Here is a 12,293-nt window from a genome sequence, read left to right as displayed (position 1 = left end):
CGATCACGAGTGGCGATATGGCAGATTACTACCCGGTTTTGAAAAAAACCGTCGCAGCGCTTCCAGAGAACACCGGAGCGGCCCGGCGCGAGATCTACCAGCGTGCGCGCAAGGCCATCGTCGCCCAGCTCAAGGCCTATGATCCGCCGCTCTCGCCTTCGGAAATCACCGCCGAACAGCTGCGGCTGGAGGAATCCATCCGCAAGGTCGAGGCGGAGGCTGCGCGCGAGACCCTCGGATTTTCCGCAAGCCAGCAGCCGGTGGCGACACCGCGGCCGGCTGCACCGCAACCGGCAGCCGCCCCCAAGCCGCCGCAGCCCGCGGCACGCCCGGCCGCGCCGGAGGCTCCCGCCCAGCAGCCGGCAAGTCCTGCTGCACCGGCAGCCCCTCGTCCGGCGCAAACTGCGTCCGCACCCGCCCCGCGCGCACCGGCGGCCCCCGAGCCGCCGCGCGACACGCTGAAAAGCGCCATCGCGGAAGCACGCAAGCTGGGCGATGCCGCCGACCAGGCGGGACGCTCCGCCCGCGGAGCGCTCGACGGAGAGCCGGCACGGACGGCACCGCAGAAGCGCGAACCGACACTCGGCGCCGACCCTGCCCTGGAGGCCGACGAGGCGCCACGCGGCGCCTCCACGCGCGGCAATCGCATGTCCGCGCCGACGCGCGACACCGGACGATCGCTTCCCTATGACGGCGATCTGCGGCCGTCCCGCCTTCCCGCCATTCTCGGCGGCATCGCGCTCCTGATGCTGATCTTTGGCGTCGGAGCCATCGGCTATTCGCAGCGCGACACGCTGATGGGTCTGTTCGCAGGCGACGACAGCGAGACCGCGACGAGCCAGCCGACCGCGACCACCGGCACGGACGCTCCGGCTGCCGGCAACGGTTCGGATGCGGCTCCCTCCTCGCGCAAGGACACCGCGCGCCTGCTCGACGGACCGGCGCCGGACGCCCGCCCCGTCACCACGACGCGTATCACTCCCAACGGCCCGCAGACCGATACTCTGGCGCCGGGTACGCCTGCTGCCGGCCAGGACAGCGGCGGCGTGCGTACGGTGGAACCGCAGGAGCCTGCGTCCCAGACCGACACGGCGGACACCACCGAGGAGCCGGACGCCGTCGAAACGCCGCTGGACAGCACGGCCGAAACGCCGGCAGACGCCCAGCCGCAACAGGATACCCAGACGGCGGCCACCACACCGGCCCAGCCCGACCCGACCGCCAGCACCGACGCCCCGGTGGCCCAGCGCGCCATCCTCTACGAGGAAGGGGCGACAGGCGGCAGCGCCGGACAGGCCTCCGCCGGCCGTGCCGTCTGGAGCGTGACCGAAGAGACCATCGACGGACGCGCCGAGACGGTCCTGCGCATGCGCGTCGAGGTTCCGGATCGCAACATCGCTGCGAACCTGACGCTGAAGCCGAACCGCGACGATACCCTGCCGGCGAGCCACCTGCTCGAGGTTCAGTTCGAGCTGCCGGAAGGCTTCTCGGGCCAGGGCGTCGCCGAAGTTCCCGGCCTCGTCATGAAGACCACCGAAGAAGCCCGCGGCGACGCGCTGATCGGCGCGTCGGTGAAGGTTGCCGACGGTTACTTCTGGGTGGCTCTGTCCAACCTGCCGGACGAGCAGGAGCGGAACCTGACCCTGCTGCGCGACCGCGGCTGGATCGACATTCCGATGCTCTACGAGAACGGCAAGCGCGCCATCCTGACGCTGGAAAAGGGCACGCCCGGCACCCGCGCAGTGCAGCAGGCAACGGACGCCTGGCGCGCCGGCTGACCCGCACCCCGCGACAGCGGACACCGGGTTTTCCTGCGATCGATACGAAAAGGCCGGAGCGGCAAACCCGCTCCGGCCTTTTCTTTTGTGTCGCCATTTTCGTTTGGCGGGGATGCCGCGAGGCGCGCCCCCGTCAGAACTCCAGCGGCTTTGCCTGCTTCACATGCGGCAGCGCGCTGATCTTCGCCAGCACTGCCTCCGGCACCTCGCCGTCCACCTCGACCAGGCAGATCGCGTCTTCGCCCGGCGCCGTACGGCCGAGGTTGAAGGTGGCGATGTTCACGCCCGCCTCGCCCAGCAAGGTGCCGAGCTGACCGATGAAGCCCGGCTTGTCCTCGTTGGTGACGTAGAGCATGTGGGGACCGAGCTCGGCCTCCATGTTGATGCCCTTCACCTGGATGATGCGCGGCTTGCTGTCGGAGAAGACCGTGCCGGCGACGGACCGCTCCTGGCGCTCGGTCTTCACGGTCAGGCGGATATAGTTCTCATAGGCACCGGCCTGGGCCCGGCGGACCTCTTCGACGAGGATGCCGCGCTCGCGCGCCATCACCGGAGCCGAGACCATGTTGACGGTCTGCAACAGCGGCTGCAGCACGCCGGTCAGGGCCGCCGCCGTCAGCGCCTTGATGTTCATCTCGGCGACGTCGCCCTCGTATTCGAGGCGGATGCCGCTGAGGCTGGTCTCGGTCAGCTGGCCGGCGAAGGAGCCGAGCAGTTCGGCCAGCTTGACGAAAGGCGTCAGGCGGGGCGCTTCCTCGGCGGTGATCGACGGCATGTTGAGCGCGTTGGAGACGGCACCCTTCATCAGGTAATCCGACATCTGCTCGGCAACCTGCAGGGCGACATTCTCCTGCGCCTCGGTGGTCGAGGCACCCAGATGCGGCGTGCAAACCAGGTTCGGCGCGCCGAACAGGACGTTCTCCGTCGCCGGTTCGTCGACGAACACGTCGACACCGGCACCGCCCACCTTGCCGCTCTCGAGCGCCGCGCGCAGCGCCGCCTCGTCGACCAGTCCGCCGCGTGCGCAGTTGATCAGGATGACGCCCTTGCGCATCTTCGCGATCGCCGCGGCGTCGATGATGTTGCGGGTCTTCTCGGTCAGCGGCGTGTGCAGCGAGATCACATCGGCCCGCGCCAGCAGCGTGTCCAGGTCGACCTTCTCGACGCCAAGGTCGATGGCCCGCTCGTCCGACAGGAACGGATCAAACGCCACCACCCGCATCTTCAGGCCGATGGCGCGGTCGGCGACGATGGAGCCGATATTGCCGCAGCCGATCAGGCCGAAGGTCTTGGAGGTGATCTCGGCGCCCATGAAGCGGGACTTCTCCCACTTGCCGGCCTGGGTGGAGGTATCGGCGGCGGGGATCTGCCGGGCGACCGCGAACATCATCGCGATGGCGTGCTCGGCCGTGGTGATGGAGTTGCCGAAGGGCGTGTTCATCACGATGACACCCTTGGCGGAGGCCGCCGGAATGTCGACATTGTCGACGCCGATGCCGGCACGACCGACCACCTTGAGGCGGTCGGTGGCCTCGAGCAGCTTGGCCGTCACCTTGGTGGCAGAGCGGATCGCAAGGCCGTCATAGTCGCCGATGGCGGCGAGCAGCGCATCCTTGTCCTTGCCCAGATCCGGGCGGTAGTCGACCTCGACGCCGCGCGAGCGGAAAATCTCGACAGCGGCTTCGGACAGCTTGTCGGAAATCAGAACCTTGGGGGCCATTGGCTAGTCTCCCTGGCTTGCCGGTCCGCCTCCCTTGCGAAGGGATTCGCAAGGGGGCAGCCGGTCATGTCTGTCTCTCGTGTGGGAAAGAGGCTCAGGCGGCCTTGCCGGGCGCCTGCAGCTGACGCTCGAAAGCCCAGTCGAGCCAAGGCAGCAGCGCCTCGACGTCGGCCTGCTCGACCGTGGCGCCGCACCAGATGCGGAAGCCGGACGGAGCATCGCGATAGGCACCGATGTCGTAGGCAACGCCCGCCGTGTCGAGGGCCGTGGCCATCGCCTTGGCGAAGGCGGCCTGCAACTCGGCATCGAGCGCGGTCACGCGCGGATCGACGATCCGCAGGCAGACGGAGGTATTGGAGCGGGTCGCAGGGTCGCTCGCCAGGAAGTCGACCCAGTCGGTGCGTGCCACCCAGTCGGCGACGGCACCGGCATTGCCGTCGGCACGGGCGATCATGGCCTTCAGGCCGCCGATCTCCTTCGCCCACTTCAGCGCGTCGATATAGTCCTCGACGCAGAGCATGGACGGGGTGTTGATCGTCTCGCCCTTGAAGATGCCCTCGATCAGCTTGCCGCCCTTGGTCATGCGGAAGATCTTCGGCATCGGCCAAGCGGGAGTGTAGCTCTCCAGGCGCTCGACGGCGCGCGGGCTCAGGATGAGCATGCCGTGCGCGGCCTCGCCGCCCAGCGCCTTCTGCCAGGAGAAGGTAACGACGTCGAGCTTGGCGAAGTCCAGCGGCTGGGCAAAGGCGGCCGAGGTCGCATCGCAGATCGTCAGGCCTTCGCGGTCGGTCGGGATCCAGTCGGCATTCGGCACGCGCACGCCCGAGGTCGTGCCGTTCCACGTGAAGACGACGTCATGCGAGAAGTCGACGGTCGAGAGGTCGGGAAGCTCGCCATACGGCGCTTCGATGACCCGCGTATCGGAAAGGCGCAGCTGCTTGACCGCGTCGCTGACCCAGCCGGAGCCGAAGCTTTCCCAAGCCAGAAGGTCGACGCCGCGCGGGCCGAGCAGCGACCACATGGCCATCTCGACGGCGCCGGTATCGGACGCCGGAACGATGCCGATCCGGTAATCGGCCGGCACCTGGAGAACCTCGCGGGTGAGCTCGATCGCCTCGGCCAGCTTGGCCTTGCCCGGCTTGGCGCGGTGGGAACGGCCCAGGGGCGCATCGGCAAGCGCCGCGGCCGACCAGCCGGGACGTTTCGCGCAAGGACCAGAGGAAAAACGGGGATTTGCCGGCCGAACGGCCGGTTCTGCATGCTGCGTCATCTGACTACCCTTCCAGATAGGTGCTCCTCGTTGGGGAGGAGTGTCCCACCGACGGAGATATCCGAAGGGCTCAAGAACCACAAGTCCCGTCTGATTTGACCATGCATCTTGTCGCAGTATCTCGCGGAACGAACCGCGATCATGCGGAAGGCGGCTCTTCCCTCCTGAAGGGGTCCCCATAACGAAAGGAACCGGGCACGAGGCCCGGTTCCTGGAGACTTTGCAAGTCGCCGCTGCGGCACGAGGCCGCAAAGGGCCTGCTCAGTACTTGGCCATGATCGGCTCCGGCAGGAAGGCCGGGCCCGAGTTGAACGTGTAGCGCATGCCGACGCGGAACTCGTGCGCAGCCAGATCCTCGTAGCGGATCTTGTAGGACGGGTTGGCGCCGCCCGTGCTGAAGCTCTTGCTGTAGGCGTTGCCGATGTTCAGGTAGCGGTAACCGGCATCGATCGCCCAGTTCTGGCTCAGCTCGTAGGAGCCACCGGCCATCAGGGCCCAGGAGAAGTTCCAGCTGCTGTCGCCCGGATAAGAACCGGAGGTGCCGTTCGGGTTGACGAACTTCACATCCTTGGAGGTCACGTAGGAGGTACCGATACCGGCGCCGACATACGGGGTGAAGCCCGCCCAGGTGCCGAGGTCGATGTAACCGTTGACCAGGAAGGTCAGCACGTCGATGTCGGCCGTCTCCGTGGAGAAGCCGGCGAGGCCGGGGCCGCCGCACGGCGCCGGGCACGGCGCATAGCCGGTAACCTTGGCCGGGAACTCGTAGTCCACCGTCACGTCTGCACGCAGATAGTCGCTGAACTTGTAGCCGACGCCGACGCCGACCATGCCGGTGCGATCCATCTTCTCGTTGGTGAAGTTGGACGGCCCGTAGGCGACGCTGGGGGTCTGGTAGATCTTGTAGCCGATGTCGCCACGCAGATACCAACCGCCCGTCACAACCGGCACTTCGGGAACATGTTCGATCACCGGGATCGGCATGTCCGCTGCGTGGACGGCTGACGAGACGATTATCGCGACGCCAGCCAGGCACATTTTCTTGATATGGCTGCTCATGTCTCGGTCCTCGTAGGGTGCGTCCGAACAGTCATCCTTTGCCGGCCGCGCACGTGAAACACGAGGATAGATTTGTCGAAAATGCTTAAGGGCGGCTTAACCGTAAAATTTAACCGTGTTTTTTTACCTTAACGAAGAGTAAACGACTGGAAAGACCCATAGCAATCGGCAACAGTTCTCCTCCGATATTTGCAAAGCATTAACCATACGCAAGAGGCCGCCTCCCCTATCGGGAAGACGGCCCCTCGAATGAAGCGTGCGAAGGGAGGGGATCAGGCGGCTGCGCGCGCCACCGCCTCCGCGATCCGGTCGACCACACCGGTCAGGACGTCCTCATTGTCCGCCTCGCCCATGACGCGGATCAGCGGCTCGGTGCCCGATGCACGGATCAGCAGGCGTCCGCTGTTGCCGAGCGTCTTGCGGCCGTCCTCGATCGCCGCCTGCACGCTGGGATCGTCGAGCGGCGTGGCACCGGAATAACGCACGTTGCGCAGGATCTGCGGCACCGGATCGAACCGGCGGCAGACCTCGGAGACCGGCCGGCCGAGCTTGGACACGCAGGCCAGCACCTGCAACGCCGCGACAAGGCCGTCGCCGGTGGTGGCGAAGTCGGACAGGACGATGTGGCCGGACTGCTCGCCGCCCACGTTGTAGCCGTGCTGGCGCATGTGCTCGACCACGTAGCGGTCGCCGACCTTGGTGCGCGCCAGCGTCAGGCCGAGGCCGCCGAGATAGCGCTCCAGGCCGAGATTGGACATCACCGTCGCAACGATGCCGGAGGCCGCCAGGCGCCCGTCCTCGAGCCAGGACTGGGCGACAACCGCCATCAGCTGATCGCCGTCGACCACCTTGCCGTTCTCGTCGACGATGATCACCCGGTCCGCATCGCCATCGAGCGCGATGCCGATATCCGCCCTCACCTCATGCACCTTGCGGCACAGGGCATCGGTGTCGGTCGAGCCGCATTTCAGGTTGATGTTGTAGCCGTCCGGATCGACGCCGATGGCGATCACTTCGGCACCGAGTTCCCAGAGAACCTCGGGGGCGACCTTGTAGGCGGCGCCATTGGCGCAGTCGACGACGATCCTCAGGCCGGCCAGGCTCATCTCGCGCGGCAAGGTGCGCTTGGCGAATTCCACATAGCGGTCGCGCATGCCATCGATGCGCTTGGCCCGGCCGAGTTCGGACGGCGAGGCCAACTGACGCGACAGGTCCTGATCGATCAGTCGTTCGATCTCCTTCTCCGCATCGTCCGACAGCTTGTAGCCGTCGGGGCCGAAGAACTTGATGCCGTTGTCCTGATAGGGATTGTGCGAGGCGGAGATCATCACGCCGAGATCGGCGCGCACCGAGCGCGTCAGCATCGCCACGGCCGGCGTCGGCATCGGCCCGAGCAGCAGCACGTCGAGCCCCACGGCGGTGAAGCCGGCGACCAGCGCGTTCTCGATCATGTAGCCGGACAGGCGCGTGTCCTTGCCGATCACCACCCGGTGGCGATGAACGCCGTTGCGGAAGGACAAACCGGCGGCCATGCCGACCTTGAGGGCGATATCCGGCGTCATCGGCGCACGATTGGCCGTGCCGCGAATGCCGTCGGTTCCGAAATACTTGCGCGTCATGTCGACCCTGTCTTCTGCGGCGGGAGGCCTGCCGGACCGGCGTCCGTGCGGCCACACGGCGGGCCGTGACCCGCTGCTGCAGCTGCACCCGGCCCTTGTGCCGGTCTCGCCTGTCGCGCGCCGGCAGGCGTTCCTGCCTCGCCGACGGCCCCTCCATGTAGCACCAAGCTGCCACAAAGGAGTTCAAAATTTGTTTTCGTTCGTTACAGGCAAGAGCCCGCCCGCCGGAACGGAAACGGCCCGGCAGTCGCCTGCCGGGCCGTTTACTCGATCTTTCAAGAGACCGCTCAGCCCTGCGGCTGGGGCTCCATGCCACCCGTCGGGGCATCGCCCTCGCCGCGGCGCTTGGCGCCGGTCTTCGGCACCGCCGAGGCGCGCGCCGTCGGCTGGTCGTCGTCCGTCTCGCGCACCGGCGGCTTGCCGTCGAGCAGATCGCGGATCTCGTCGCCCGACAGCGTCTCGTATTCGAGCAGGCCGTTGGCGATGATGTGGAGCTGCTCTTCGTGCTCCGACAGGACGCGCTGAGCGGTCTCGTAGCCGGTGTTGACGAAGGACTTGATCTCCGCATCGACGATCCGCTGGGTGTCTTCCGACACATGCTGGCTCTTGGCGACGGAGTGGCCGAGGAAGACCTCCTCCTGATTCTCGCCATAGAGCAGCGGGCCCAGCTTGTCGGACATGCCGAACTGGGTCGCCATGGCACGTGCGAGGCGCGTCGCCATCTGGATGTCGCCCGAAGCGCCGGAGGTCACCTTCTCGTAGCCGAAGATCATCTCCTCGGCGACACGGCCGCCCATCGCCACGGCAAGGTCGGCCTTGCACTTGGCGCGGGTCAGCGAGACCTGGTCCTTTTCCGGCAGGCGCATGACCATGCCGAGCGCACGTCCGCGCGGGATGATCGTCGCCTTGTGGATCGGATCGGAGGCCGGCATGTGCAGCGCCACCAGGGCGTGGCCCGCCTCATGATAGGCCGTGAGCTTCTTCTCTTCCTCGGTCATGACCAGCGTGCGGCGCTCCGCACCCATCATGACCTTGTCCTTGGCGTCCTCGAACTCGGCCATGGTGACAAGCCGCTTGCCGCGGCGAGCCGCAAGCAGTGCTGCCTCGTTGACGAGGTTCATCAGATCCGCACCGGAGAAGCCCGGAGTACCGCGCGCCAGCGTGCGGACATTGACGTCCGGCGCCAGCGGCACCTTGCGCATGTGGACCTTGAGGATCTTCTCGCGGCCCGTGACATCCGGGTTCGGCACGACGATCTGCCGGTCGAAACGGCCCGGGCGCAGCAGCGCGGGGTCGAGCACGTCCGGACGGTTGGTCGCGGCGATGATGATGACGCCCTCGTTCGGCTCGAAGCCGTCCATCTCCACGAGCAGCTGGTTCAGCGTCTGCTCGCGCTCGTCGTTGCCGCCGCCAAGGCCGGCACCACGATGGCGGCCGACCGCGTCGATCTCGTCGATGAAGATGATGCAGGGTGCGTTCTTCTTCGCCTGCTCGAACATGTCGCGGACACGGCTCGCGCCGACGCCGACGAACATCTCGACGAAGTCGGAACCCGAGATCGTAAAGAACGGCACATTCGCTTCGCCGGCGACGGCACGCGCGGTCAGCGTCTTGCCGGTGCCCGGAGGGCCGACCAGCAGCACGCCGCGCGGGATGCGGCCGCCCAGGCGCTGGAACTTCTGCGGATCGCGGAGGAACTCGACGATCTCCTGCAGGTCTTCCTTGGCCTCGTCGATGCCGGCGACGTCCTCGAAGGTGACACGGCCATGGGCCTCGGTCAGCAGCTTGGCCTTGGACTTGCCGAAGCCCATCGCCTTGCCGCCCGAGCCCTGCATCTGGCGCATCACGAAGATCCAGATGCCGAGAATGATCAGCATCGGGAACCAGGAGATCAGCGCGCCGAGCAGGGAGAAGCTCTCCTGCGGCGGACGGGCGATGATCCGCACGTCCTTGGAGCGCAGCATCTCGACATACTCGCCGGCCGACTCGGGCGCATAGGACTGGAACGAGCCGCCGCTGTTGTAGGTGCCGATGATCTGCTGACCCTGGATCGTCACCTCGCGCACGTCGCCCTGCTCGGCCTGATTCAGGAACTGCGAGAAGGGAATGTCGTTCGACACCGTGCGCTGTCCCGGGCTCTGGAAGAGCTGGAACAGGGCGATCAGCAACAGGCCGATGATCACCCAGAGGGCAAAATTGCGAAAATTGGCGTTCATGAGCGGTTCCTTCACCGCGACGAGGCGGCGGTCTGCGCTGGAAAGAAGTCCTTCAGAGCCAAGATAGGTCCGCGCGACCGGACTGCCAAGGCGACGAAGGAGATTCGCACGAAACAGGTCTCATTTTTCTTAAATTTCTCCCCGGCCGAAGGGATTCGCCCCAAGTTCCGGGCGCCACAGGCTTTCCCGTCGTGCGATCGGGACCAACCGGACGCCCGCAGGCGCTTCCCCGGCAAGACCGGGACAATAGGACGCATCGCCGGGCCCCAGCAGCAAAGGAGCCCCGGCAAAGGCCTGCGACGGCCAGTCTCCAGCCGCCTTGCGGTCGAACCCGTGGTCCGAAAGCCGGCCCAGCGGCACGATGCGAAAATAACCGCCGCACTCTGCCTCCAGCAGGAAGCGACGGTCGAAGACAACCCGGCCGGGTCCGTTCAAGTCCGCAGGCGCCAGCCCGGTCCGCCCCGGCTCGCGCCAGAAGACGATCTCGCCATCGCGCCGGCGCGCCACCACTCCCGAAAGCGTCACCTGAACGCGATCGCTTTCCGCGAGCCGCTCCACCAGCCCTTCCAGCCGCACCAGGCGCGGCGGATAGGTCTCCCCGCCGACATCCGCAAGCAACCTTGCAAGGAGGCGCAGCAGCGTTTCGCGCGGCAGGCGGGCCAGCGCCGCGACGGAGACCCGCGCGGGGCCCGCCGGATGAAAAACGGCCGCGGACGCCAGCACCGCATCGACCTGCGCGTCGACGACCGCCGCCGCCGAGGCCAGACGCGCTGCCGTCGCAGCGAGCGTCTCGGCATCGAGGCCCTCGCGCGCCAGCGCCGGCATCAAGCCACGCAGCCGCGTTCGCGCATAGGCAGGGTCCTCATTGGAGGGGTCTTCGGCGAAGGTCTCGCCGGCAGCCTCGCATGTGGCGATCAGGCTTGCCTTGGAGATCGCCAGCAAGGGCCGCAGCACAGCCACGCAGGTTCCCGCATCATCCTGCCAGACGCCCCGAGCGGACATCGCGGCAAGGCCGTAGACGCCGCTGCCTCGGGCAAGGCGCAGCAGAAAGGTTTCGGCCTGGTCGTCCAGATGGTGGGCCAGCACCAGCGCGTCGGCGCCAAGCTCCGCGCAGGCTGCCAGCAGCAGCCCCTGGCGCAGGTCGCGTGCCGCAGCCTGTCGGTTGGCCGCGGGCTTGGGCGCGGTCGACGTCAGGATCCGGCAGGGAAAGCCCAGCCGCTCGGAGAGGGCGGCAACGGCGCGCGCCTCCTCGGCGGCTTCCGGGCGCAGACCGTGATCGACGGTCAGAACGTGAATTTCGGGAGCATCGGTCCTGCGCGCGCGCCAGGCGGCGACAAGCAGCAGCAGAGCCGTGGAATCCGGGCCGCCCGACACGGCAAGCGCGAGGCGGCGAAACGGGATCAGCAGAGCAAGGAGGGCGTCGGCCTGCGTCTCGCAGACGGGCCGCACGCGGTCAGACGCAGCCACCGCTCTGCTGCTGGGCCTGGGCTTCGGCACGGATCGAGGTCGGCGCGCCCGGATACTTGGTCAACAGTTCGCTGAAGGTGGCGCAGGCGGCGTCCTTCTGGCCGATGCCCTTGAGCGACAGGCCGAGCTTCAGCAGGCTATCGGTCACCTTGGAACTGTCGGGATAGTCGGTATAGCTCTTCAGGAACGCATCGGCCGCATCGCGGTACTGCTTGCGGGCATAGAGGCTCTCGCCCAGCCAGAACTGCGCATTGGCCGCCAGCGGATCGTTGGGATGCTGCTGCAGAAAGTCCTTGAAGCCGGCTTCGGCGCCGGAATAGTCGCCGGCCATGATCATCGAGTAAGCGCTGTCGTAGGACGCACGCGGCGAGCTGCCGGACGAAGGGGCCGACGCCATGCCGAACGAGTCCTGCTGCTGCTGGCCACCGGAAACGCCGGGGGGCAGGTCGCCCTGCCCTCCGCCGGTTGCGTAGCCGCCCGCGCCGCCCTGGCCGCGCGCCAGCGCCGACAGGTCGAGCGGCCCGGTTCCGAGCGAGCCGGAGCCATCCTGGGAATAGCCGCCCTCGGCACCGAACTCGGCATCGCCCGACCCGTCCGCAGGCAGCTGGCCGAGCGTGCCGGACGCCGGGCCGTAGCTCTCGCCGCCCTGGAGACCGGCGAGATCGCCGGGCTGACCGGAGGGTTGGCCAGAAGGCTGAGCCGGCGCCGCGTCCGACCGCTTGCGGCCGCCCTGTTCCAGCTGCTGGAAGCGATACTCGTTGTCTTCCTGCATCCGCTGGAGCTGCTCCTGCAGCTGGCGGATCTGGTAGTTGAGCTGCTCGATCTGGCCGGTGAGGTTGCGCATCTGCTCCTCGACCTGGTTGATCCGCACCGCAGCATCGCTGTCGTTGCGGGAGCCGAAAAGCTGCGCCGACGCCCCTTGCGGCACCGCAAGCAGCATCACCAGCGCAAACACGCCGGGTAGAATTCTGAAAGCCATGGGTTTCAATCGCTTCATGCCTGTCCTCCGCCCGTGCGACGGCGGGGCGAGTGCCCGGCCATTCGCCTGAACGCAATAGCACAGGGCGCTGCGACTTCGGCCAAATTTTGACGTTGGCGCTGGCCGCGCGCCTCGCCCGGAGCACAAACGCAAGGGCGGCCGCGACGGTGTCCCGTCCGGCCGCC

8 protein-coding genes are annotated in these 12,293 nt (G+C 67.3%); 1 reads left to right on the top strand and 7 read right to left on the bottom strand.

Going from position 1 to position 12,293, the window contains the following annotated elements:
* Window positions 1-17: 17 nt before the first annotated feature.
* On the top strand, window positions 18-1,778 hold the full coding sequence (locus BBX35_RS23375; protein WP_067218777.1) for a hypothetical protein: 1,761 nt from the start codon (window positions 18-20) through the stop codon (window positions 1,776-1,778).
* Window positions 1,779-1,911: 133 nt separating this feature from the next.
* Here the strand turns inward: BBX35_RS23375 and serA are convergent, their stop codons facing one another.
* From serA to ybgF, 7 genes are all read right to left on the bottom strand, one after another.
* Window positions 1,912-3,498 (bottom strand): phosphoglycerate dehydrogenase, encoded by a 1,587-nt coding sequence (gene serA, locus BBX35_RS08900; RefSeq protein WP_067218775.1) that lies wholly within the window; start codon window positions 3,496-3,498, stop codon window positions 1,912-1,914.
* A gap of 94 nt (window positions 3,499-3,592) precedes the next feature.
* Complete coding sequence (locus BBX35_RS08895; protein WP_067218772.1) at window positions 3,593-4,768, bottom strand: phosphoserine transaminase; 1,176 nt, start codon at window positions 4,766-4,768, stop codon at window positions 3,593-3,595.
* A 261-nt stretch (window positions 4,769-5,029) separates the two neighbouring features.
* Complete coding sequence (locus tag BBX35_RS08890) at window positions 5,030-5,827, bottom strand: outer membrane protein (protein ID WP_067218770.1); 798 nt, start codon at window positions 5,825-5,827, stop codon at window positions 5,030-5,032.
* A 272-nt stretch (window positions 5,828-6,099) separates the two neighbouring features.
* On the bottom strand, window positions 6,100-7,446 hold the full coding sequence (glmM, locus tag BBX35_RS08885) for a phosphoglucosamine mutase (RefSeq protein WP_067218767.1): 1,347 nt from the start codon (window positions 7,444-7,446) through the stop codon (window positions 6,100-6,102).
* Between the two features lie 287 nt (window positions 7,447-7,733).
* On the bottom strand, window positions 7,734-9,662 hold the full coding sequence (ftsH, locus tag BBX35_RS08880; RefSeq protein WP_067218765.1) for an ATP-dependent zinc metalloprotease FtsH: 1,929 nt from the start codon (window positions 9,660-9,662) through the stop codon (window positions 7,734-7,736).
* 129 nt (window positions 9,663-9,791) lie between these two features.
* Window positions 9,792-11,129: a tRNA lysidine(34) synthetase TilS gene (gene tilS / locus BBX35_RS08875; protein WP_171901414.1), complete on the bottom strand. Its 1,338-nt coding sequence runs from the start codon at window positions 11,127-11,129 to the stop codon at window positions 9,792-9,794.
* Entirely contained in the window at window positions 11,116-12,108 is a 993-nt protein-coding gene (gene ybgF, locus BBX35_RS08870) for a tol-pal system protein YbgF (RefSeq protein WP_208979804.1), read from the bottom strand. Before ybgF ends, tilS begins: the two co-directional genes overlap by 14 nt.
* Window positions 12,109-12,293: the final 185 nt, after the last annotated feature.

It is taken from the genome of Stappia indica (genome assembly GCF_001696535.1).
Lineage (GTDB): Bacteria > Pseudomonadota > Alphaproteobacteria > Rhizobiales > Stappiaceae > Stappia > Stappia indica.
This window is presented reverse-complemented; position numbering and strand designations above follow the sequence as displayed.

Bases quoted from the DNA above. Each gene is read 5' to 3' on its own strand.
- BBX35_RS08890 (WP_067218770.1), bottom strand. From the start codon at position 5,827: ATGAGCAGCCATATCAAGAAAATGTGCCTGGCTGGCGTCGCGATAATC.
- BBX35_RS08895 (WP_067218772.1), bottom strand. From the start codon at position 4,768: ATGACGCAGCATGCAGAACCGGCCGTTCGGCCGGCAAATCCCCGTTTT.
- glmM (WP_067218767.1), bottom strand. From the start codon at position 7,446: ATGACGCGCAAGTATTTCGGAACCGACGGCATTCGCGGCACGGCCAAT.
- ybgF (WP_208979804.1), bottom strand. From the start codon at position 12,108: ATGGCTTTCAGAATTCTACCCGGCGTGTTTGCGCTGGTGATGCTGCTT.
- ftsH (WP_067218765.1), bottom strand. From the start codon at position 9,662: ATGAACGCCAATTTTCGCAATTTTGCCCTCTGGGTGATCATCGGCCTG.
- serA (WP_067218775.1), bottom strand. From the start codon at position 3,498: ATGGCCCCCAAGGTTCTGATTTCCGACAAGCTGTCCGAAGCCGCTGTC.
- BBX35_RS23375 (WP_067218777.1), top strand. From the start codon at position 18: ATGGCAGATTACTACCCGGTTTTGAAAAAAACCGTCGCAGCGCTTCCA.